Origin of the sequence: Pseudactinotalea sp. HY158 (genome assembly GCF_009660225.1) — a bacterium.
Taxonomy (GTDB): domain Bacteria; phylum Actinomycetota; class Actinomycetes; order Actinomycetales; family Beutenbergiaceae; genus HY158.
Map to the genome: position 1 here is coordinate 825,533 of NZ_CP045920.1, position 22,192 is coordinate 847,724.

The 22,192-nt window shown below is 63.8% G+C and carries 24 protein-coding genes; 11 read left to right on the plus strand and 13 right to left on the minus strand.

Going from position 1 to position 22,192, the window contains the following annotated elements:
• Position 1: 1 nt before the first annotated feature.
• The 4 genes from GCE65_RS03595 to GCE65_RS03610 all read right to left on the minus strand — a co-directional run bounded on the left by GCE65_RS03595 (position 2) and on the right by GCE65_RS03610 (position 4,426).
• On the minus strand, positions 2-610 hold the full coding sequence (locus GCE65_RS03595; protein ID WP_153877406.1) for an antirestriction protein ArdA: 609 nt from the start codon (positions 608-610) through the stop codon (positions 2-4).
• Positions 607-1,680: a site-specific DNA-methyltransferase gene (locus GCE65_RS03600; RefSeq protein ID WP_153877407.1), complete on the minus strand. Its 1,074-nt coding sequence runs from the start codon at positions 1,678-1,680 to the stop codon at positions 607-609. Before GCE65_RS03600 ends, GCE65_RS03595 begins: the two co-directional genes overlap by 4 nt.
• Positions 1,677-2,516 carry a replication-relaxation family protein gene (locus GCE65_RS03605; protein WP_153877408.1) on the minus strand — a complete coding sequence of 280 codons (840 nt, stop codon included), beginning with the start codon at positions 2,514-2,516 and terminating at the stop codon, positions 1,677-1,679. The genes GCE65_RS03600 and GCE65_RS03605 overlap by 4 nt, the downstream gene beginning before the upstream one ends.
• A gap of 203 nt (positions 2,517-2,719) precedes the next feature.
• Positions 2,720-4,426, minus strand: a complete 1,707-nt coding sequence (locus tag GCE65_RS03610) for a type IV secretory system conjugative DNA transfer family protein (protein ID WP_194928818.1) — start codon at positions 4,424-4,426, stop codon at positions 2,720-2,722.
• Between the two features lie 242 nt (positions 4,427-4,668).
• On the opposite strand from GCE65_RS03610, the gene istA reads away from it, so the two are divergent.
• Together istA and istB are read left to right on the plus strand one after the other, a co-directional pair.
• A complete protein-coding gene (gene istA / locus GCE65_RS03615) occupies positions 4,669-6,240 on the plus strand; it encodes an IS21 family transposase (protein ID WP_194928711.1) in 1,572 nt (523 codons plus the stop codon).
• Positions 6,237-7,034: an IS21-like element helper ATPase IstB gene (gene istB / locus GCE65_RS03620; protein WP_153877410.1), complete on the plus strand. Its 798-nt coding sequence runs from the start codon at positions 6,237-6,239 to the stop codon at positions 7,032-7,034. Before istA ends, istB begins: the two co-directional genes overlap by 4 nt.
• Positions 7,035-7,955: 921 nt before the next feature.
• Here the strand turns inward: istB and GCE65_RS03625 are convergent.
• From GCE65_RS03625 to GCE65_RS03640, 4 genes are read right to left on the minus strand one after another with little or no spacing between them, the layout of a single operon-like run.
• On the minus strand, positions 7,956-8,138 hold the full coding sequence (locus tag GCE65_RS03625) for a hypothetical protein (protein WP_153877411.1): 183 nt from the start codon (positions 8,136-8,138) through the stop codon (positions 7,956-7,958).
• Positions 8,135-8,707 carry a hypothetical protein gene (locus tag GCE65_RS03630; protein WP_153877412.1) on the minus strand — a complete coding sequence of 191 codons (573 nt, stop codon included), beginning with the start codon at positions 8,705-8,707 and terminating at the stop codon, positions 8,135-8,137. Before GCE65_RS03630 ends, GCE65_RS03625 begins: the two co-directional genes overlap by 4 nt.
• A 49-nt stretch (positions 8,708-8,756) precedes the next feature.
• Positions 8,757-8,966, minus strand: coding sequence for a hypothetical protein (locus tag GCE65_RS03635; RefSeq protein WP_153877413.1), 210 nt, complete (start codon positions 8,964-8,966; stop codon positions 8,757-8,759).
• Positions 8,963-9,268 (minus strand): hypothetical protein, encoded by a 306-nt coding sequence (locus tag GCE65_RS03640; protein ID WP_153877414.1) that lies wholly within the window; start codon positions 9,266-9,268, stop codon positions 8,963-8,965. The genes GCE65_RS03635 and GCE65_RS03640 overlap by 4 nt, the downstream gene beginning before the upstream one ends.
• Before the next feature lie 133 nt (positions 9,269-9,401).
• On the opposite strand from GCE65_RS03640, the gene GCE65_RS03645 reads away from it, so the two are divergent.
• The 4 genes from GCE65_RS03645 to GCE65_RS17000 all read left to right on the plus strand — a co-directional run bounded on the left by GCE65_RS03645 (position 9,402) and on the right by GCE65_RS17000 (position 14,731).
• Positions 9,402-10,247 carry a hypothetical protein gene (locus GCE65_RS03645; RefSeq protein WP_153877415.1) on the plus strand — a complete coding sequence of 282 codons (846 nt, stop codon included), beginning with the start codon at positions 9,402-9,404 and terminating at the stop codon, positions 10,245-10,247.
• Positions 10,248-10,943: 696 nt separating this feature from the next.
• The gene (locus GCE65_RS03650) at positions 10,944-11,663 is read left to right on the plus strand and encodes a hypothetical protein (RefSeq protein WP_153877416.1); all 720 of its coding nucleotides are present in this window, start codon (positions 10,944-10,946) and stop codon (positions 11,661-11,663) included.
• A 1,690-nt stretch (positions 11,664-13,353) separates the two neighbouring features.
• On the plus strand, positions 13,354-13,977 hold the full coding sequence (locus GCE65_RS03655; protein ID WP_153877417.1) for a hypothetical protein: 624 nt from the start codon (positions 13,354-13,356) through the stop codon (positions 13,975-13,977).
• 31 nt (positions 13,978-14,008) lie between these two features.
• Positions 14,009-14,731, plus strand: a complete 723-nt coding sequence (locus GCE65_RS17000; RefSeq protein WP_153877418.1) for a glycosyltransferase family 2 protein — start codon at positions 14,009-14,011, stop codon at positions 14,729-14,731.
• A 38-nt stretch (positions 14,732-14,769) separates the two neighbouring features.
• Here the strand turns inward: GCE65_RS17000 and GCE65_RS03665 are convergent, their stop codons facing one another.
• Both GCE65_RS03665 and GCE65_RS03670 read right to left on the minus strand, forming a co-directional pair.
• Positions 14,770-15,192 carry a hypothetical protein gene (locus GCE65_RS03665; RefSeq protein ID WP_153877419.1) on the minus strand — a complete coding sequence of 141 codons (423 nt, stop codon included), beginning with the start codon at positions 15,190-15,192 and terminating at the stop codon, positions 14,770-14,772.
• A gap of 178 nt (positions 15,193-15,370) precedes the next feature.
• Positions 15,371-15,520, minus strand: a complete 150-nt coding sequence (locus GCE65_RS03670; protein WP_153877420.1) for a hypothetical protein — start codon at positions 15,518-15,520, stop codon at positions 15,371-15,373.
• 241 nt (positions 15,521-15,761) lie between these two features.
• Here GCE65_RS03670 and GCE65_RS03675 point away from each other — a divergent pair, with 241 nt between their 5' ends.
• Entirely contained in the window at positions 15,762-16,481 is a 720-nt protein-coding gene (locus tag GCE65_RS03675; RefSeq protein ID WP_194928819.1) for a toll/interleukin-1 receptor domain-containing protein, read from the plus strand.
• A gap of 416 nt (positions 16,482-16,897) precedes the next feature.
• Here the strand turns inward: GCE65_RS03675 and GCE65_RS03680 are convergent, their stop codons facing one another.
• Positions 16,898-18,307 carry an IS1380 family transposase gene (locus GCE65_RS03680; protein WP_153877422.1) on the minus strand — a complete coding sequence of 470 codons (1,410 nt, stop codon included), beginning with the start codon at positions 18,305-18,307 and terminating at the stop codon, positions 16,898-16,900.
• A gap of 59 nt (positions 18,308-18,366) precedes the next feature.
• The gene (locus tag GCE65_RS03685) at positions 18,367-18,621 is read right to left on the minus strand and encodes a hypothetical protein (RefSeq protein ID WP_153877423.1); all 255 of its coding nucleotides are present in this window, start codon (positions 18,619-18,621) and stop codon (positions 18,367-18,369) included.
• Positions 18,622-18,810: 189 nt separating this feature from the next.
• Here GCE65_RS03685 and GCE65_RS03690 point away from each other — a divergent pair, with 189 nt between their 5' ends.
• Positions 18,811-19,383, plus strand: coding sequence for a hypothetical protein (locus GCE65_RS03690; RefSeq protein WP_153877424.1), 573 nt, complete (start codon positions 18,811-18,813; stop codon positions 19,381-19,383).
• A gap of 64 nt (positions 19,384-19,447) precedes the next feature.
• On the opposite strand, the gene GCE65_RS03695 is transcribed toward GCE65_RS03690, so the two are convergent.
• Positions 19,448-19,903: a hypothetical protein gene (locus GCE65_RS03695; RefSeq protein ID WP_153877425.1), complete on the minus strand. Its 456-nt coding sequence runs from the start codon at positions 19,901-19,903 to the stop codon at positions 19,448-19,450.
• A 169-nt stretch (positions 19,904-20,072) separates the two neighbouring features.
• On the opposite strand from GCE65_RS03695, the gene GCE65_RS03700 reads away from it, so the two are divergent.
• The 3 genes from GCE65_RS03700 (at position 20,073) to GCE65_RS03710 (ending at position 22,185) form a co-directional block, all read left to right on the plus strand.
• On the plus strand, positions 20,073-20,702 hold the full coding sequence (locus GCE65_RS03700) for a nucleotidyltransferase domain-containing protein (protein WP_153877426.1): 630 nt from the start codon (positions 20,073-20,075) through the stop codon (positions 20,700-20,702).
• 331 nt (positions 20,703-21,033) lie between these two features.
• A complete protein-coding gene (locus GCE65_RS03705; RefSeq protein WP_153877427.1) occupies positions 21,034-21,279 on the plus strand; it encodes a hypothetical protein in 246 nt (81 codons plus the stop codon).
• Between the two features lie 69 nt (positions 21,280-21,348).
• On the plus strand, positions 21,349-22,185 hold the full coding sequence (locus GCE65_RS03710) for a hypothetical protein (protein ID WP_153877428.1): 837 nt from the start codon (positions 21,349-21,351) through the stop codon (positions 22,183-22,185).
• The last annotated feature ends 7 nt before the right edge of the window (positions 22,186-22,192 follow it).

The following is a 22,192-nucleotide window of genomic DNA, read 5'->3' on the forward strand; positions in this document are numbered from 1 at the left end:
CTCACACATTGGTGGCGAACACCCAGTAGCCGCCGCCGGTGCGCTCGGCGAGATGGATATCGCCGGCGAGCCAGGCGTCCTGGGCGAAGCCGTCGGCGTCGAAATGGATGTAGCGTGCCAGGTTGGCGCCGACGGCTTGCTCGACGTGCTGGTCGATGTCGGCTTCGTCGATGACGCTGCGCACCCAGTCGCCCGGTGTGTCGTATTCGCCGAGGAAAGCATCCGTGAAGGCATCGCACATGGCTTCGTCGCCGTCGTGGAGCTGAGCCCAGCAGGCATAGGCGGGGCCGTGCTCGCGGATGCCGCGGGCCACGCGGGCGACGAGTGCCAAGTCGTCGTGTTCACCGACCTCGAAGCTGCCGAACTCATCGGAGTCGAAGATCGCCCACTCTTCGGCATCAGGCAGTTCGCTGCTGGCAAGGACGCGCTGGGCAGCTGCGAGCAGTTCCTCGTCGCTGGTTGCGGCGTCGACCCAGTCGCCGTGCAGGGTGCCGCTCGTGTAGTCGGCCAGGCTGCCGATCCACACCCGTGGATGCAGTTCAGGCATCTGCTCGCGGCTCGGCTCGTGCTCTGGGTCGCGCTGCGGTGCTGGTGGTTGGTGTTCGTTCATTCGCCCTCCTTTCGTTTACGTACTGATGACTGCTCGGCCCTCTTACTGCGCTCGGTCGCGATACGCCTGCGGGCTAGATCGGCGTACTCGGGGTTGAGTTCGATGCCGAGCCAGTCCCGGCCGTGCCGTTCGGCAGCGACGGCGGTGGTCCCGGCGCCGAGGAACGGGTCAAGCACCAGTCCGGGCTCGGTGCTGCTGTCGCAGTTGCAGCCCACTGTCAGTGCCAGACGCACGGCGGTGGCGCCGAGGCGCCGCACTGGCCGCGTCCATGGGGCCCGGCAGGTTGTGCAGCGCTGCTCGGGGCAGCCGGCCAGCAGCATGCGCGCGGCGAGTGCTTCGGGATAGGTGGCGAAGTGAGCACCGCGGTAGCTGCTGGCCGGTAACCGCCAGACATCGCCGGGATTCTTACCGAGTGGGTGCCCAACCAGTCCGGCGTCACGGAGCTGGGTCAGGCCTTGGTCGCCGTCGGCGTTCGGGCCGCGCCAGGAAGGCCGCCCCGGATCACGGCGCGCTGGTGGCCGCGTCGAGGCGCGCCTTCGAGCCGACCGGCGAGGCTGAGGACGCGTGCCCCTCTTAGATCTGTGCGGCTGCCGGACGGCGTCGAGATCGAAGTAGTAACGGGGTTGGCGTGCCAGCAGGTAGATGACCTCATAGGTGCAGGACAGGCGGTCACGGACGCTGCTCGGAATCGGGTTGGTCTTGGCCCAGACGATCTTGTTGCGCACCGTCCAGCCGTCGACGATAAGGGCCAGCAGCACTCGCTCAGGTACGGCGACGAGGCTCTTTCTCGGTGCTCCCTCGCGGGCGTGCAGACTGTAGGTGTCGCCCAGGTTGAGCCACAAGGTGCCCGTCGGAGTCAGCAGTCGCGCTGCCTCGCTACAGAGCCCCACCAGGTCGGTGACGTAGGCGCCGACGGAGTCCTCGAGCCCGAGTTGCCCGGCGTGGCCGTAGTCCCGCAGCCGGAAGTACGGCGGGCTGGTGATGACGCAGTCGACACTGCCTTCCGGCAGCTGCGTCAGCCTCTCCCGAGCGTCACCGACCAGTACCTGGTTGCGTGGTAGCCGGCTCATGAGCGGCCTCCATTCGCCGCGTCGGCTGTGGGGTAGCCGAGCCCGGCTGGTAGGTCCTCAGCTGTCGCGATGACGAACTTGATGCTGTTCAGGCGGGCAGCTCGGGCCAGTCGTCGCCGCAGTTCGCCAGCTCGCGTCGCCGCTCGCTCGGACGTCGGTCCGATCATCAGCCAGAGCACTGCCGGAAAGGTACCGAGCCGTTGTTGCTCGATGCCGCTGGCCTGGTAGTCGGCATAGATCTGGCACTTCCTGAGCAGTGTCGGGATGGACTCGGTGCCGCAGTCGACTTCGATGAACCAGTGATCGACGTAGTCCCCCTCAACGTCACGGCCGCCGAGCGCGATTGCCAGATCTGGTCGTAGCAGCCGGGCCGCACCGCCGATGCCGGTAAAGCGCCTGGTTGCCTCATGCTCGACCGCGACGCTGGCGCTCAGGTCGTGCGCCTTGGCGAGATGTAGGAGGTCGAGGTGGGTGTCGGCCAGTGCCAGGGTGTGACGCAAGTGATGTAGCGACGGCACGCGAGGCCGGTAGCGGTCACCATCGTCGCGGACCAGCCGTGCGCCGGCTGGAGCCAGTTGCCAGGTAGCCGGAGCCGACCCGGCCAGCACGCCGCCTTGGCGCCGAGGTAGCGCTTGGATGAGCCGGTCATGGGCCATGCGTTCGAGGACGCGTCGGGTTGAGCGAGCTGCCGAGGCGGCTGAGGCGTGCCCGGTGAAGGCGAAGCGCTCGATCTGCTTGGTGCTCAGAAAGCCGTGCTGTCGTAGCCGCTCCAAGATGAACCGGTCTCGCTCCACGAGCATCGCACCGAGCTGTTTCAGGCGGCTGGCACGAACCACTCGCGGAGCCGCCGTGGAGCGTGTCGATGGACGTTTGCCAGGGGCCGGCCCCGCTGCGGGATGGGGGAATGACCCCGAGGGGTCTGTCGGCCCCCATTCACGCCCTAGGGCGGCGCTGACCTGTGCCAACGTGTCAGGGATCCGCCCCGCGAGTGGTAGGCCGACCGGTAGACCTCCCACCCCAGTTACAGCGTCCGCCGGCTTCACGATGAACCTCCCGGACGAACCCGGCCCGGCCGCTCCCGCGGAGCATCGCCCGCCTCGGCCGGGCTGATACCGCTGAGTTCCAGTAGGTCGCGCTCGACCGCATCGAGACTCGTGCCCCAGCGCGCGGCACTGGCTTCAAGCGCAGTGTCGAGCCCTCGCCGGGCCACCGGTAGCGGCATCGTCCGCAGCGAGGCCGGGGCCGCCAGTTGACCATTCACGAGACCGTGGAGGTAGGCCTGGTAGGCCGGTAGGGCGCGGTAGTCCTCGGTCGCGAGTTCACCGCGTGGGAGAGTACGGGCCAGCACCGCGGCATCCTCAGGGCTGAGCCGGAAGGTCACCCGAGATTGAGCGTTGGCCACGACCGCCGCGCGCAGGGCCGGTGTGAACTGACCGAGGTGCTGATGCGCCAGTGTGAAGCCGACGCCGAGTCCACGGGCTTGGGCCAGAGCCTCGCCAAGGTCACCGAGAGCCAAGTAGTCCTGGGCCTCGTCGATGTGGACGAAGACCGGCCGCCGGGCTGTGGCCGGGTCACGGGACCGGCCGAGGATCTCCTGCCAGACTAGCGCGACGGCCAGGCAGCCGAGCAGCCGCGCGGCCTCACCGCCGAGCGTGCCCTTGGCGAGGTTGACCAACAGGATCTTGCGTTCAGCGAAGACCTGGCGCAGTCGGAACTTCGGGTGTCGCTGCCCGACAATGGCGCGCAACCCGGGCCGCAGCAGGACCTGACGCAGCTTGTTCATGAGCGGTGCGATCGCCTGCTGCCGCTCGCCCTCGCTGATTGCCTCGTACCAGGCCCAGAACGAGCCCAGCCCCATCGGATCGGCAGCAGCTACCCGGCCGGTGACCGAGCGCTGGAATCCAGGATTGGTCAACAGCAGCGGCACCATCGCCAGCGAAGCGTCACCGCGCCGTGCCAGCGACAACAGACAGGCGTGCAGAATGTCGTGGGTACGCGGCCCCCACGCATCGGCATACAGGTCGTGGAAGACGCCGAGCAACACATCGGCCATCCGATCGGCGTCAGCCGGGTCATCGAGCGCGTTCAGACCGACGACGGCCTCGCTACCTGGGTCGAGGATGACGACATCGCGCTGGCGATCCGGTGGTACGCGGGTGGCGATGTCGCCGACCAGGTCACCCTTGGGATCGATCACTATCACGCCGTGCCCGGCGGCGATGTCACCGAGCGCCAGATTGGCCAGCAGCGTGCTTTTGCCGACACCGCTCGGCCCGAGCACGTGCAGATGTCGCAGCCGATCCTTAGGTGATAGTGCCAGCGGGCGGCCACCATCCTCGGTGGATCGTCCGAGCACCGTGCCGCGGGCGGGGTAGCTCCCGGCGGGCAGTGGTCGGGGGTGCGGTGAAGGCACGCCCAGCAGTGGCAGCGGTGCTGTCGGCCAGGCCAGTAGCGGTACCAGGTCGCTGACGCTGAGCCACAGTGGCCAGAACCACGGCGAGGCCGCCCGGGCTACCGAGTGCGTCGACGTAGCGACCAGACCAACCCGGACGCCGGGAGCAGTCAGCCCGCTGAGGGCGGCGCCGATCGAGCGCACCAACGACTCAGCTGCCGGCAGGTCACCGGCGCTGGCAGATAGTCGTACCGCACAGCCGAATCCGTGTTCACCGAGCTTGCGGGTCACCAGCGCCCGCTGCTGCACGTCGACATCCCGTACTTGCCGGGGCCGCAGCCGTGGGCCGAGCACCACCTGGATGCTGGTTCGCTCACCGCTGCCAGTGCTCGCTAGCGCCGCCAGAACCGATCGCGTTGTCGCTGCTAGCGGACATGCCAACCTCCTTGTAGACGGACACGGACTTCCCTGCTGATGGACAGTTGATCTCCCTGTCTGTGGCCATGGGATCGGGCCGTGTCGGTCCCGGCGAAAGCGGCCCTCCGGGGATGTGCTCGAGGTCTTCAACCACCACGAGTAGTCCACCGGAGGGACGCATGAAGAAGTCTGACAGGGAGATCATGGAAATTCTGGAGGCGTACGACGCCACACAGAGTGCGCACTCGGCCGCGCAACTGGCCGGGGTGGACCCCAAGACGGTGCGGCGGTACGTCGCCGCCCGTGATCAGGGCCGTGCGGTCACCGGCGCGGGCCGCCGGCCGCGGATGATCGATGAGCACATGCCCAAGATCGAGGAGTGGGTCGAGCGCGGCAACGGCAAGGTCCGCGCTGACGTTATCCACGGCCGGCTCGTCGCTGTGGGGTTCACAGGGACCGAGCGGACCACCCGGCGGGCTGTCGCCGAGGTCAAGGCCGCGTGGCGGGCCGGGCACCGGCGCAGCTATCGGCCGTGGATCACCGAGCCGGGGCTGTGGCTTCAGTTCGACTGGGGCGAGGGCTCGCGAGTGCCCGGGCCCGATGGGAAGCCGCGACGGACGTGGCTGTTTTGCGCCTGGCTGGCCTGGTCACGTTTCCGGGTGGTCATTCCGGTGTGGGACCAGACGCTGCCGACGCTGATCGCGTGCCTGGATGCCACGCTGCGCCGCCTGGGCGGGGTGCCCAGCTACATCTTGACCGACAACGCCAAGACGGTCAGCGTCGAGCACGTCGCCGGCGTGGCGGTACGCCATCCGCAGATCGTGCAGGTCGCCCGCCACTACGGCAGCCAGGTGCACACGTGCGTGCCCTACGACCCGGAGTCCAAGGGCGGCACGGAGTCCACGGTCCGGTTGGCCAAGGCTGACATCGTGCCTACCGGCGCGAACCTGCGCGAGCAGTATTCCTCCTTCGCGCAGTTGGAACAGGCGTGCGAGGAGTTCATGACCAAGGTCAACAACCGCAAGCACCGCGAGTCCGCGCGGTTACCGGCCGAGGCGCTGATCGAGGAGCGGGCTCGGTTGCACATGCTGCCGGCCGCGCCGCACACGATGGCGCTGGGAGAGACCCGCAGCGTAGGCACCGATCAGACCATACGGTTCGGGTCGGTGCGCTACTCCACCCCGCCGGGGCTGGTCGAGGAGGAAGTGTGGGTGCGGGCCGCGGGGGCCGAGTTGATCATCGTCGCCGACCTAGACGCGCTGCCGCTCGTGCCGGACTGGGCCACCGATCGTCGTGGGCTAGTTGAGGTCGCCCGTCACCGCCTGTCCACGCCGGGCAACCCGCGTATCGACCTGGCGCACTACCCCGACCACCCGCAGGAGCCCGATGGTGCGCCCCGACCGCCGAAACCACGAGCCCGCAACGCCGCGGAGGAGGAGTTCCTCGCGCTGGGGCGGGGTGCCTACGACTGGCTGATCGAGGCCTCCGCGGCCGGGGCAGTGCGCATCCGCGCCAAAATGGCCGACGCCGTACAGCTGGCCACCCTCGTCGGCCGCGAGGGCGTGGACGCCGCCCTGGGCGTGGCCGCGGCCGCCGGCCGCTTCGGCGAGGGCGACCTGGCCGCCATCGTCGACCACCAGGCCGTTGGGGCGACCGCGACCGACCTGGTCGTCGCTGACGAAGCCCACTCGGCCCAGCCCGGCACCACTGCCTGGGCGAACTTCACCACCAGCAAGGAGACCACCCGATGAGTCCGACCGCCGTGACCACGACGACAACGCCGGCAGCGCCACCGCTGCCCAGCGACCTGGAGCAGGCCATGCGACGGATGCGCCTGCCCTACCTGCGCGCCGCCGCCCCCGATGTTCTGGCGACGGCGAAGTCCCAACGGTGGGATCCCGCCGAGATCCTGCGGGTGCTACTGGCCGAAGAAGTGCGCGGCCGCGACGAGGCCACCAAGACCGCCCGCCGCAAGGCCGCCGGGCTGCCCGCCGGCAAGACCCTGCACTCCTGGCGCGAGCACGACTCGTCCATCCCGGCCCCGACCCAGTCCGCGCTGGCCACCCTGGAATGGATCCACCACCGCGAGAACCTGGCGATCAGCGGCCCCTCGGGCACCGGCAAGACCCACTTCGTCGAGGCCCTGGCGCACAAGGCCATCGACGAAGGAATGCCCGTTGCCTGGTTCACCCTGGAATCGCTGACCACAGCCATCAGCCGCGCCACCGTCGACGGGTCGATCAGCAAGGTCCTGGCCAAGATCACCCGCGCCGAGCTCGTCGTCATCGATGACATCGGCATGCTGCCCGCCGGACAGGCCGCCGCCGAGGCCTTCTACCGCCTCGTCGACGCCACCTACGAACGCCGCAGCCTCGCGGTCACCAGCAACATCCACCCCGCCGGGTTCGACACGATCATGCCCAAGACCCTGGCGACCGCCACCGTCGACCGGCTCCTGCACCACGCCCACGTAATCGTGACCGAGGGCACCTCACAACGACTGACCGAAGCGACCAACGGACGCGGGGTGATCCCCTTGACCTGACAACCCGGGGAGATCAACTGACCGCAGGCAGGGAGATGAACTGTCCGTCAGCAGGGAACCCACATGTCCGCCCACAGGGATGTCCCACTGTCCCTTGACAGTCGCCGCCGGATCGGATGATCCAAGTGGCAGCCAGCGGCTTCCGGGCAGTCGCAGCGAAGCCGCCGTCAGCGGCTCATCCGTATGCGCACCGTCTTCGGTGCTCGTCTGGGCCTCGACGCGCAGTCCGGGCAGGTGCGTGGCCAATACCCGCCGCGCAGCCGCCATATGCAGCGGCGGGACACCGAGCCGCCACCTGATACTTCCGGCGTCGCCGACTGCCTCCAACACGATAAGTGGGTGACCCGGCAGTGATGCCAGGCCGATTAGCACCGCCCGGACTTGGTCAGATTCAATCGGTGCCGGTAGCGACAGTCGGCGCCAGGCCATCGACCGGTTCATGACGACTCTCCCGTACCGCCAGTATTCGCCTCACCGGGCTCGGAAGCGCGTTGGCTCCCGTTGGCTTCGGCCTTGGCGTCGGCTTCGGCCTGAGCCAGCGCCATCGCGATAACGGCGCGGGCGATCTTGTTGACGTCTGGCCGGTCACGCAGTTCACCGCGCACACTCAAGCGGCGCTGACGACTCAGACGAGCCTTACCACTGGCGCGGCGTCGTTCACGTTGCTCCCACGACTTCTGCGACTGCCGATTATCTCTGGGTCTACTATTTCTGGGCATGACGAATACACCCTCCTTCCTGGCTCCGGTGAGGAGTTCTAACTACCTGATATGCATTCGTCCAACAGAATGGACGAATCTGTGCCCCACTATGCGTCCAAGCGTCTGGACGGTCAATGGCTTAGGCGTATTCCACAACAGCGACCGGAACAAGTCACCATCTGACAATTCACCGCAAGATGTGCAGCCGTTCTGGTGCTGCTCAGTACCGTCTCCGCCAGCGGACAAAGAGCCAGGCTCCGCCAATCACGACCATCCCGATGGCCAGAGGTACCCAGATTGAGCGCAGCACCTCCAGCGCCGCTACCAGCGCCAGCGACCCGAGCAGGATGAACAGGCAGGCAATGAAGAACTGGCGGCTGAGTCTGCTCAGGTCGCTGCTCACGCCGAAACCGGGCCTGGCGCCGTGGCGGGTACACGCCGGACCTCCTCCAGCAGGGCGGCGTGTAGCCCGAACCGCAGCGCGTCGAGCACGAAGTCCCACTGCCGCAGCGGAAACCGCCCGATCAGCCCCATCAGCAGCAGCTGGCCAACCAGGTCGGCCTCGAACATCCGGTAGGCCATGCTGTCCGGCTCGAAGCCAGCAGCGACCAGCTCGTCCAGATGCCACAGCGCCAGCTCCATCTCATCCGGCAACTCAAACGACAACCCCCGCTGCACATGCGAGACGTCATGCCAAAACCGGAACCTCTGATTGACCACCGGCGACAGATAGATCGAGTCCGCACAGAACAGCGAGGAGACCGGCAAAGCTGCACCCGTGTCCTGACTACGCTCAACCGCACCACGCAGCTGCTGATAGGTCGACGGAGCCGCCTCAACCGCCGCCATCCCGAACCCCAACTGCCGCTCAAGATCGCGAGCCCTCACATCGATGAAGTTGCCCAGCAGCAGCCGGGCCAACCCCACCTCCACCGTGAACGCCTCCGCATTCACCGATTCATCCACCACCACAGCCGTCTCCTTTCGCCAGGTCTGCAATTTGTGTCAGCGCGCCGTCGTCTCACGGTTCGAATGGCCCGCGCCATGACTGGCCGGCCACCCGCTGCATCCGCAGCCGGGCCTGCCGGTGCAGCTCACCGATCTCGTCATCGGCCATGCCGCGCAAGGTCGCCAGCCGGAATTCGTGAAGTGCCTCGAGCAGCCGTGGGCCGTATCGCCACACCAGGGCGACCAGCCCGGTAAGTAGTACGCCGACCACGAAGCCGGTCACAGCCCGAACCCCGATCCAAAGTTGCGCTGCACCCGAATCGCCTTGTCGACGAATCCGACTTCGATCCGGGCCAACACCGCATCCAGCACCGGATCACCATTGGCGAGCTGGCGGCGGTAGGCGTCCAGATCGACCGCGCGTTCCATGATCCGGCCCGCGATAGCCGCCTCGGCATCGACTTGCAGGCCAGTCAGGCGAGTTGCGTGCAGCACCCGACCGACCGCGCGGGCGTGCTCGCGCTCCGCTCGTGACGGCACCAGCGCCGGCCGCTGCTCGGCCCAACGCTGCAGTTCGTTCGACATCTGAGATCTCCTTTCGTCCTCCGCCTGGGTCTGCCCCAGCGCGGTGACACCAGGTTGGCGCGGGCTGCCCACTACGTCGTGACAGAAAAGTGCAACTCACCCTTGAGAGCTTCGGGCAGGGCACGATGGATCGATGGAAGGAACGCTGCTCGATGACACCGGTGACCCGGTCGCGCTCCGCCGCGAGGTGCACCGTGAACTTGTCGCACTTCGCGGCGCCCACGGCCGCCTGACAGTCCAGAAGTTCAACCAGTACCCGGTACTACGCCGAATCTGCGGCGGCGGGGACCTGCTCGACGCCTTCCTGATGTTCGAACGTGAACTACGGCGCTACCAGACATCCGCCGGGCGCGACGAGGCGGCCGCAGCCATCTCGATCGTGGCCCCCGCCGAGACAGTGCTCGACCGCCTGGAGTACGCCGTCTCAGCACTGCCCCAGGACGGTGAATTGCGCGACCAGCGCACCGCTAGGCGCTGGAGCGACGCCGGACTTAGAACGATGGCCGATGAACTGACCTACATGGCCGAGGTACAAGGACGGCTCGGCCAAGAGTTGATCAACATCGAGGTCGGCGGCACAGACAGGGCTCTCATCCTCACCATCGAGCAATTGACCACGACCGGTCTACCATCCAAGGCGCCGCTCGTCCGCGTGTGGCACTACGACGACCGGGACGAACCAACTGAGAGAGAAGCAAAGGTCGACCTCGAGGTGCTCGAGACCCTCATCGTCAGTACCGACACGCACACGATGCGGCGCTACCACCTAGAGATCGAGATCCCAAAGAGTGAACATACAGGACGCTCCCAAGACGAACCCCGCCTGCTCGGCCTCTCAATGGAAGGGCGAGACGCCCCGATGCGAAGCATCAGCTACGCAGCACGCACTCCGATGAACTGGCCCTACCAGACGCGACTCACCACCTACCGGACGATTGTGCTGATCGAGGTCATAGCGCCAACCGATCACATCACGTGAGATGGCTTCGGGCCCAAGTCCATCCGCCTCGATCCGAGGGCATCAAGACGCGAACGACAGGCCAATGACACCCAAGCCGCGCCGCGAACTCCAAAGTACAAGCAGGAAAACAGCAGCACTCAATTGGGCCTCACGCGCACCCCCGATGCCCTACACTCGCTGCATGGCGAGCAGAGCCGCTCGGTACTACGAGCACAGCACCCAGCTTGCGTCTGCCTACGATGAGCCTGTTCCCAGCCACTGGCAGCGCCGCTTCGACCTGCGCGAGGAAACATTGCTCGACTACGACTACACCACGGCTCATCCCTACTGGCCCGACCTGCCGGGCTGGTCCGGGCGGTGGACTGCCCAATACCTCAGCCTTACCTACGAAGACGTGAATCAGCACAGCGTGCTGTTGGGGCAACGGAATCGCGGCGAGAGCACGATATGGAGGCGGCCAACGCCACTCTACCCACTTCAACGATATCCGGGCCGGCTTCGCGTATCGGTGAGGTCGTCCAGCACGACCAGGGTAATAGAAGCATGTCTGACATCTCTCAATGTGGCTCACCTGCCAGCGAATTGGCACCGCCTAGCACACGATGAAGCCAAGAATGGTCAGCATCAGAAATGAACGCTCTACCTCACGATTCCCCAATCACCAATCTTCGGGCCTTCCAAGCCTGGGCGGGCACTGAACAGATAATGGGGCATATGCAAACAAAAATGCTCAGAACCTCAGTGCTAGCACTTCAAAGCCATTATGACGACCTTTCCCTGTCCGCGTCGGGAATGATTTCCGCCGTTGCTGGCAACATGACTTTAGTCACCACACACTCGGCTTCTCATCAAACAAGAGAACGCCGGACGGAGGATGCCATATTAGATACTATGCTAAGTGTCAGTCGGTACGACCTTGATCTTCCTGAGCGATCTGGACGCCCTGAACGATGGCCGGATATTCCAACGCCTGCCCGAAGCATTATCCTTGGGCCAGCAGCAGTTGGCCGCAGCATTGATCACCTCGCCACATCAGAGCTCGCCGAAATTATGGGTGCCGACATCTTTTGGGAAGATGTCGCATTTTGGGGAATATACGGGATGTCGACCGACGATCGGCTCGACTTCACCATGCGAAGGCGAGAGTGGCTCTCGAATAAACGCATAGTCCACGTCGCAATTGATGCAACCGTTGAGCATAAGCGCGCCATTCTTCATGCATACAAGAGCCAAAGCGTCGACGTATGGCGTCCCCTTAGATATGCATGGACCTGTGCCCGAGAAGCGCATTTGAAGGCGAGCTTTGCAGAGCGACTGTTCGTGACCGAGAGAGGGCGCAGCATTCTGATTGAAACAGGTTTCGATTTGAGCCCGGGCCCCACTATAGCATACGGTCAGACTACGCTTTCAAGCGAATGGTGCAAGGTTAGATGATTACATTCTGCTGGCGCAGGTACCCACCACCTGGACTACTCGGCGGCGCAGAGCGCACCGAAGCAAACATAGCACAGTTCATTGCAGCGCAAGGCCTAGCAGTGCAATTCATTGGCTCCTATGAGCTGCCGTGGATTACTGAGCGTCAGAGTTCTTTTACGTTTTCAGACGCATTGCAGTGGTCAGACGTATCCACCAATTGTAGAGACGGACGGCTCGAATACAATTGGAAGGGGGTGAACTGCATAGCAGTTCCACAATCGGATATACTGGACGTCTTCGACCGTAGCATTTCTCATGGAGATATCGTATGGACATCCCAGGAGGGGTGTCCCGAGATCGCATACGCTGCACATCGTAAGCGCGCCTCTGTCGCGACCTACATTCATTCCGTGTCGCCAACAGGGCTCCTATCGGGCAATTTGAATGCCAAATGGCTTTATGCCCCATCTCGCTTTGTTCAATCACGGTTGCGGAATGATGTCTCGTCAATTCTCTTCCGACCGCCGATCGATCGAGTTGCCACAAATCCCTCACCGCTCGCCGAGCGGAAAGGCGTCCTGTTTGTCAATCCGATCGCGCAAAAGGGACTAGCCACTGCCTTAGCAGTAGCTGACGTGCTCTCAGATATTCCCTTCACCTTCGTCGAGGGGTGGTGGCATGTTCGTGATAACGAAAGGCGCTACCCAGACAATGTCACTTATGTGACACAAATGCCGTCACTTGACATGATGTACGACGCCGCACGCCTAGTCATCGTGCCATCGGTAGTAGAGGATGCGTCACCGCGCGTGATTCCCGAAGCGATCTCCCGAGGTTGCGTTGCAATTGGTGCTCCCGTTGGTGGTATTCCTGAGTACATCCGTCAATCTGAGATCCCGAGTAGCCTCAGAGAATGGTCGGAAAGGACTTCGACACTTAGTTCCTCTGATAGCGAATGGCTGCTAGTTAACGTTGAGCAGCGAGCGGACAACCTTGAAATGCTTACGAGACCTTACGAGCCCTTAAGCACGTCGGGGCTTCTAGACGCGATCGGTCGTGGATAACTTGAAGCAGATCGTAGTCGCGCTTGAAGGAAGCCCCCTTGCAGGTAAGACGACTCTCTCGGCACGCCTACTGAATAGCAGGCCCGGGATACTATATTTTCCCGACTATGTCGAGATGCTGCAATGGCACGATATCCCACCATTCGATACGGGCAGCAGCAGGGCTCAAGCCGCAGCAGCTAGCCGTTTCCTCGAGGCGGAATCTTCACGCGTGGCCACGGTCAAATTGACTGCGACTAGGCATGTTCTCCTTGACCGATCAGTCGATACCCTTTTGTCACACGCCTATGCACTCGACCGACTTTACAATTATGGATGTTTTAGAACGGTTGCTGAGCTGGTCGATGCCTCAACTCACCTTATTCCAAACTATACAATATTCTTAGAGGGCTCCCGAAATCTCCTATTTTCTCGCTGGAGGCTCCGTGGTGATGATATCACCTGCTTGCCCTTCATATCCGAGGGTTACCTCGAGGCAATATCAGAGTACTTTGACTCGGATCATGTGCGCGCGAGATCCGTGATCCGTTTGGAGTCCTCTGCCGTTTGTGATATCATTCCGGATGAAGTAACGGAGGTGCTAGATGGTCAAGACTAGTGCGAGTCGCGCTCGGTCATTTCAGCCAATATTATCGGATCGTGTCGTGTTCGTTGATTGGCATGGCGTCCTTTCCCCCGATCCGTTCTGGTTCTCTATACTAGAGAATGAACGACACCCATATCGTAGCGCAGTCCTGTCGATTCGCTCTCGCATATTCGCGGATCATCGACTGCTGGAAAGCTGGATGCGGGGTGACATCTCTTCTGCCGAAGTCGTCCGACCCGAACGCTTAGAAGAATTTCTTGACCGCCGCGCCAAGTCCGACTACCTCGTACGGAGACTTGCCGAAGACTGCCGGAAGTTTAGGCTGGACGGCGGACTCATGAGCTACCTGTCGTCAGTGCGCAACTCTGCCGAACTTGTTATCGCAACAGACAATATGGACGTAGCTGCGACTTCGATATGGTTTCGCAAAGATATTTCTGAAATGTTTTCTGATTTAATTTCGTCGTCGGATGTTGGCGTGCTCAAGGGTGAGTCGCCAACCGAATTCTTTGGTCCTTGGCTTTATGCTCACGGCTTAGACTTTACCAGCGCCGCACTAATTGACGACAACGCCGCGAACTGTGCCGCTTTCGAAAGCGCAGGTGGCGTTTCTATTCACTGGACAGGAGGGGTATCGCAACTGGAAACGCTGCAGAGATGGTTCGGTGGCGACGATCGTTAGACGGTCTATAACTGAGGTGTCCGATTTTAACATGAGTACCCTTACAATAATTATCCCTGCTTACAATGAGCAAGCCCATCTTCCTCTTACCCTCGCAGCCATACGGCGCAGTATCTCTCTGGCGGGCATCTCAACGACCGTCATTGTAGTCGATAGTTCCAGTACGGACAGGACCTCTGAAGTTGCTACTGCTAGCGGTGCCGATGTAGTGTTGGAAGACTCGGGTGGGACCATCGCCGGCGCAAGGAATATCGGTGGTAGATATGGGGACTCTGACTATTTGCTTTTTCTTGATGCCGACGTGATCATCGCAGAATGGAGCCTTACGAGCGTATCGTCGCTAATAGACGACTGTGTGCTCGGAGTCTGTGGTCTCCGTGCAATCTATCTCCCTCGCAAGTTGAGTTCATGGATACTTTGCTCCATATACGATTGGCACCGAAGCCGGGGAGGTCCGGCGCAGGGGGTCGCGCAACTTGTCCGCCGGTCGGTGTTTGAGGCTGTCGGTGGATACGATGAGTCGCTGATGATGTCTGAGGATGCCGACTTTTTTATTCGCGCGGAGGCATACGCAAAGGACATAGGGCTCCTTACACCCGGAATCGTGAACGAGGCGATCGTGTGGCCCTCAACCAGGCGATATGATAAGTGGTCAGCGGGCAGAATGCTTCTATATCAAAATCCGCTGTCGGTGAGAATTGCGCGTCGCAGTCGACATATTTGGAGGGGATGGCGGACGCATACCGTTCGCTAGGGGCTGCAGAGGCGGAGCTAGTGCACCTTGAGTATTTGCTAGGAGATCTCGGCGCGGAGTGTCATGAGGTATCGAATGGCATCGTCCATGATGCTGTCGGCCATCGCGATGGACTCGATGGGGTCGTCCTGCTCACTGACTTGACGAATCTGATGGACGAAGTTGTTGAGATGTTCCGATGTGTCTTCGCGGCCGAGTAGGATGCCGACGACCGCAATACACTCTTGACATTCGAGCCTGGCTGTGCGGGCAGCTAGGCTCCTGGCGTCGTCCCGCTGATGCGTGCGTGCCAGTTCGGCGCGACGGTACCGCGCGAGTGCTCGTATGGTGGCCACAAGGCTCTCGACTAAGCGGTCTGCTGCGCTGCGTCGAAACTCCAGGCGTGAAGACTGCCTATTGAGTACGTAACTGCTGATGATGGCTAATGCGGCACCTAGGGCAACTGCGAATGCTGCTTCCATGATATTTGAGCCTCCACGAGCTGCTGACGCACCGGATGCGGGACCATATTAGCAGCTCTTTGCAGTGGAGCATGTAGAGGTTGTAGGCGAGCCGTTTGGTGGGTAGAGCTCGAGGTCCTCCGATGATGGTAGTTCTGACGCTACCCTCGATTGCCCTGACCCGAGTACATTCGCTCAGCTAGATGACCTCGGTCGGGATGTTGTCGGCCAGCGGCTCGAGCCCGGTCGGGCGGTGTTTACCTGCCGTATCGCGACGTGCCACTCGATTGCGCCCGACCCCGCTGGAAGACATGGTGAAGCCGTACCGGCGCACCGGCGCTTCCAACATCTCGCTGAGAAGAAAGTAGTATGGTCTAGGTATGGCATTGACACCTTAGCAGCGCTTCACCATCAAGCGCGGGTTACTGGACGCGATCGATAGCGACAGCCTGCGGTGGTCATCCCGCGAGATCAACCTGCTACTCAGGGAGTACGGCTGCCCACAACTCTCTGGCGACTTCAACGATTACCGTGAGCTTGGGGATGCTATCGCCGATCTTAACGACACGGCCCTCACTTCCATGTACAGGGTGGTGGTGGGTACTCCTCCTGCTGAACTCAGTCCGCGAGCCACTGCGGAGTTCGCGCTGGATGCCACGCCAATCTGGCGGAATGGCATGGTTCGGATGTTTCTCTCACATTCAGCCAAGCACAAGAAGTTCGCCTCCAAGGTCGCTCAAGCCCTCGCCCCGATGGGAATTGATGGGTTCGTTGCGCACGACTCCATGTCCTTTGATCATGACTGGCAAGACCAGATCCAGGTTGGCCTCAAGACGATGGACGTCTTTGTCGTGCTCCTCCATAAAGAGGTCAATGAGAGCGCTTGGTGCCAGCAAGAGATCGGTTGGGCACAAGGAGCGAGCACTCCAATTTACTTGGTACGCCTCGGCGCCGACCCAGCTGGCTTTGTCGGACGCAAGCAGTATCCGCAGGTCTTCCCGGAAGATGCCGAGCAGGTAGCAACCAAGCTGTTTCAGTGGCTTTCGGCGAAGGAAGAGTTCGCCCAGGCCTTGATCGATGGCCAGCTGTCAGCACTTGACGCATCGAGGAGCTACATCGAGTCAATTTCGATCACAAAAGGACTCGTACAAGTGGCCTCCCTCAGCGAGGCGCAGTGGCAGCGTCTCGACTCTGCCGTGCTCAACAATGGCCAGGTCGGCGGCTCAGGCGGAGCCCGAAGGAATCTCGAGCCCTTCTATGTTGAGCACAGGCGCGAGTGGCCGCTTGTTGTGAAGAAATCAATTCTGTAGTGCACCAACTTCCGGTGTTGTGCTGCCCGCAGCACTGTTTTGGACCTTGGTAGCGGATCCGGAATGAAGGCTAAACTGCTGCTTGCAGGCGTCGGGCGCTAGGAGCCCGTGAGCAATTGCTTAGACGATCTCAGTCAGCGTTGTGAGTATCACATGCGCCATGCGCCCCGCACTCTCCCGACTCACCGTGAAGCATCTGGCTACGTCTTCGCCGGGCCCGAAGGTTACCCACGGCTCATCGTCTAGCCTCGATCTTTCATGGTGGGGCTGTGTGGCGTGATGGTGGGGTCGGCGTCGTTGCTGTGGGCTGATTCTGGCATCTGGGTACGACAAGGTCCCGGGGTCTCGCTCCGGTGGGCGCCGGTTCCATGGGCCGAGGGTCGTGCTGGTGGTCGTGGGGACGGGGTCGTGGCTGGTCAGCCGGGGGCGGCGAGGCGGCGTAGCCGCGTGATGGCGAGTGCGGCGAGGTGGGTCCAGGGCGCGTGTTCGGCGAGGTGGAGCAGGGCCCGGCGGCCGGTCCTGGCCAGGGTCGCCGGGATGGTGAAGAGGCGTAGCCGTAGGTTTTTGGGTTCCCAGCGGCTGGCGGTGTGGCCGTGTAGGGCGAGCATCTGCATCCACGCGGTCATCTCGGCGGCCAGCATCACGATGGCGCACCAGATCTGGTTCTGGGTGAAGTCGTGCAGTGGCAGGGCGCGCAGCCCGGTGTCCTTGGCGATCCGGATCCGGTCCTCGCAGCGGGCACGACGCCGGTGACGTAGTTCGAGGTCGGGCAGCTGAGTACCGGGCCCACCCGGCTTGGTGTTGGTCGCGAACGCGGTGATGCGGTGGCCGTCGATATCGGTGATGCGTAGTTGCGCGCCGGGGTGAGGACGTTCCTTGCGGGCGATGACCCGCATTCCCTTGGGCCAGCCGCTCAGGTCGAGCAGATCGGTCAGCTCGGCGACCCAGGCCCCGTCCCGGACCTGGTCGTGGGCGTCATAGGCCGGGGTCCACACGTGCTCGGGGATCTTCTCCAACAACTCCGGGGTGTGGTGCGGCAACGCGAAACCGACCGAGTACGACAGTCGCTGGCGGGTGAGGAAGTCGAGCAGGGCGTGGCTGGCCCCGGCCCCATCGGTACGGATCAGGACCCGTCGGCCCGGCCGGGTGCCGGGCTTGTGCCCGGGCAACTGGGCCAGGGCCGCCTTGATCACCTCGATGTGGTCGGCGGCGGTATTCGAGCCGGCGTTACCCGGTCGTAGCCCGATCGCCAACGGTTCCCCGGTCCCGTCTGCGCCATGGTCGGCGAACGCGCATAACGGGTGGAAGCCGTACCCGCGTTTATACGTCGGCGCGGCTGATTCCTTCTCGCTGTGGGAGGCGACCAGGGTCGCATCCAGATCGATGATCAACGGCGCCTTCGCGGACGTGCCGGCATCGGGAGCAGCCTTACCGGCCAGCGCCCACGCCCGCTTACGGGCCGCGGCGCGGGCGGTGTTGATCGCCTTCAACGCGGCCGGGGCATCAGCGGCGAGGGAGTCGATGGTCCGTGACACGGTCGCATCGGAGGCCACCGATCCGTATATCCCGGGCTCGGCGCGCAGCAACGCGATATCGCAGAGGTGATCCCCACCAACGGCGAGGGTGAGCGCGAGATCGGTCAGGACCTTCGCCGGGTCGTGGACCGCCAACCGCTTACGCCACGGGGACAGCGCCGCCGAGAGCTCGGCCCCGAGGCCGGTCACCGCGACGGTCTCGGTCAGCAGGACCCCACCGGCTTGACCGACGGCCCCGGAGGCGGCCGTGTCGACGTGAGTACGCGGGTAGAACCGGGTAACGTTGTTCACCTGGAAGGTGCTCCTTGGACTGACGACTACGTGATCTCGACAATCCGTATTCTCGCAGGTCAGGAGCACCTTTCACGTTCACGACACGGACTCAAGCACACACCACCGTGAAAGCCCGAGGCTAGGACGTGCTGCTCCAGCACGACCATCATCTCGACCATCGCCAGGCTGTTGTCGCTGCTCAGGTGACCACGCTCAACCATCGGCAGCGTCACTATCCGGCTGCGGTGCCACCGGTCCGCCAACTGGTCCTCATCGCTGTGCTGAGCGACGCACCACGCCGGGCACCACCCCCGATTCTCTTCGTTCTCCATGATCCGTCTCCTTCGTTTCCTGTACTTCCAGAGCGGGGGAAGGTACCGGTCCGGGACGAGAATGGGAAGGCGGGCCCTGTCACGGCCGGGATTCTGCCCATTTATGGGGGACGTCGTCGCCTCGATCTCGCTCCCACCGTTCTTCCGTCCGATGCCCCGGACTCGTGGGCCACCTGTAGCCTCGAGGCTATGACTATTGCCAGTTTCGTCGTGTCCCTGGTCGCTGTCTGCGGTGCAATATGGGCGGCTCTGAACGGTCGCAGAGAGGCAAAGGCGGCGGAGAGTCAGGTGGAGCTTCTCCGGGAGCAGGTCACAGATGAGCGGGCAAGGTTCGACGAGCAGTTTCGTAGACAGTCGGAGCAAACCCTTGAGGATAGGCGCCGGGGTGCGTGGGCGGAGCTAATCACCGACCTCCGGAGGTTCACGCCGTGTCCGACATCAGAAGAGGAGTTCGCGGCCGCCGAGCACCGAGTACTCGTTGCCTTCTGGAAGTGGCGACTGTTGGTGCCGAGCGAGAAGCTGAAGTCCACGGACGGGGTGTATCATCTCATTGGAGTCTTGATTGACGCAGCGAAGGCAGGCATCGGAGTAGAGCGCAATGCCGCTCAAGAATCAGGGCAGCAGCTGCCTGCAACCATCTCCATAGAGGAAGTGGAGAGTCGTGTCTACGACCTGACTCGTTCGGGAGATGACTGGCACCGAGATGGAAAGTCAGGCGAACGTGTCGACGCGTGGTTCATCCAGCTCGCGAACGGCGAGTAGGCGCCAGTGACCTCGTGTGACACGAGGGTGACCCGCACTTGCTCGATCATCGTTGCAGCGGAGTTCAGGAGGTTTCTCGCTTGGTGGATGGCGTACTGCCCGCCATCATCAGGTGAACTGTGGACTCGGCGATGCCCAGCTGCTGACCGACTTCAGCAAACGACATTCCAGCCGCTCGGAGTGACTTGGCCTGAGCAATGCACCTGTCGGAGAGCCCCCGAGCCGGCCGCTTGACTCCTGCCCCGATCAGGATGCGTCGCACCGAGTAGTCACTGATCTCGAACTGGCGAGCAAGCGCTGCCACCGTGGTGCCGCCAAGGTAGGCACTGACGATCTCGCCACACCGTTCGTCGTCCAAACGGTCGCTGATTCGGCCCCGCGGTACTGGAACGGGTCGGACGGGACCCTTGCCCTGATCAGCGAGGTCGATCCGGTCCAGATGCTCGGTAAGGTGCACCTGCCTCGAATACCGTCGCACGACGTGCACGATCGCCGTCCGCCGGCCTGCGCGAACGCTCACGGTGAGGTCGATGAGTCGTCGGCAATCGGCGTCCCGGTCGACTCACTGCGGTGATGGAGGCGCGGGTGTTCCAGCAGATCCGGCGCGACCTCCGGCTGCCGTTTCGAGCCGGCGAGTTTCACAATAGTCACGCCGTGCCTCCTATTGTGTAAGGCGGAGGGAGGCGCACATGCAGTTGCAGCATCCATTCGGCATCATCACGCCGACTGTGGATGGCGATGTCCTGACCGTGCTCGCCGGGGCGCAGTCCAGCTTCACCTCTGGCGATGTGGTGCGTCTTGCTGCTGGCGAGTGGTCTCGCTCCGGGGTGCGCAGGTCGCTCGACCGTCTCGCCGTCCAGGGCCTCGTCGAGTCCACCCGGGTCGGCTCTGGCTACGCCTTCCGACTCAATCGTGACCACCTCGCCGCCGAGCATGTCATCGCGATCGCGAACCTGCGCCGGGAGTTCATCGAACGGCTGCGTCAGGGCCTTCGGGGCGCCCCGCACCCACCCCTGTGGGCGGCGATGTTCGGCTCTGCCGCACGCGGTGAGATGTCCAGCGACAGCGACATCGACATCTTTCTCGTTCTCGACGGTCGAGTAGACCGCGACGATTGGGCCGACTGGTCGACCGATTTCGCGTCCGACGTGACCAGGTGGACCGGAAACGATGCCCGCCTCATGGAGATGACGGAGGGCGAGGTGCGAGACGGCGCTGCCGGCGGAGACCGGATCCTGACTTCGGTTGCCGCCGATGCCATCGTCCTGGTCGGTGAGCGCCGATGGCTCCACCGGCAACTGAGGCGGGCGGGCCGATAGTGACTCCTCGCACCAGACCCGCGGACGACAACCTTCGTCGCGGCAGGCTCTCCAAGGCTGAGCAGTTCGCCGAGGCCGCGGCGACGGTCCATGCCGTGGCCGACGAGGCTGGTGATGTGGCCGGCGCCTACGTCACCTTGTGCGTGCACGCGGGCATCGCAGCGGACCGATGACCGCGGACCGGTGCCCACCGCCGCCGGCGGGGCGGCGACCATGCGGGCGATCCTCACCGCCATCGAGCGGGTCGATCTCGGCGCGCACGCTGCTAGGGTCCTGATCAACCGGGCACCGGTGAGGGTGCCCGTCGACCTCACGGGGAATGGCGGTACTCATGGCACTGTCCGGTGTGGAAGCGGCCGGCATGATCCTGTGGCCCTGCGGCGTGCTCCTCGGCACTCTCCTCGTGCGGTGGTCACGCGGGGCGGCCTGGTCGGTGCTGGTGCTGCTCCTGTCGCTCATTCCGCTGGCGGGCTGGATTGCCCCGGCGATTGCGATCCTCGCCACAAGGAGATCGATCCCGACGGTGGATCGCGGCCCCCGGTCCTTCACGGGAGGCGCGGGCGAGCGGTCCGCATAGGGCGATCGATCGCCGGCTCCGATACGGTGAGCACACAGACCACGGCGGCGAGTTCGAGGGGAGAGCGCGATGCGGGTGAGGACTGCGGCCGGAATCGCCGTGCTCGCGCTGCTCGCCGGGTGTGCCGGGCCCGCGACGGCGCCACTCGAGCCGCAGCAGTCCGTGGGGGCGGAGGGGAAGCGCCCTGAACACGTGCTCGTGACCGTTCTGAGCGAGCTGCACAATCACTTCACCACCCGTGGGGAGGCGCCCACGCAGGTGATCTCCCCGGGCGCCACCGTGCAGGTCGCCGCCGAGGAGCTCGCCGAGGAACTCGACCTCGGTCGGCAGGCTCGAGACTTCGCCATCGCCTCGGGATTCGAGATGCAGCGGGAGGCGGCGCAGGCCAGTCCGCTCGGGCGGGTCGAGTCGGTCGCGATCGAGGCGGTCGAGGACCGGCCGTTCGAGAGCGGGGGAGTGGACGTCCACCTCGTCACCGTGCGCCAGGAGGTCCGGCGCGAATCGGGTCCGATCACCGAGTCGCAGGCCGTCTACGCCGTGGCCTGGCAGGAGCGAGTGAGCGAGGTCGAGGCGGTGACCGGGACCGCCACGCTCGCCCTCGACAACGGGGTCGACCTCACGACCGCCCGGGGGGCGGTGCAGCGCTTCCTCGACCTGGCCGGCACCCGCGATCTCGAGGCGATCCGCCGGATCTCGGACGACGCGAATGCGAACCCCACCGCGATCGACGTGCTGCGCTCCCTCCTCGGCGCGGCCGGGGACTACCAGATCCTCACCCTGCCACAGGCACACCAGGGCAACGCCGACACCGTCTACGTGATCAACGAGGCGGGCACCCCGATCGCGCGCTTCACCGTGACCACCGGACCACTCATACCCACGGTCGTGTACTTCCCCACGGCGTGAGCGCTCG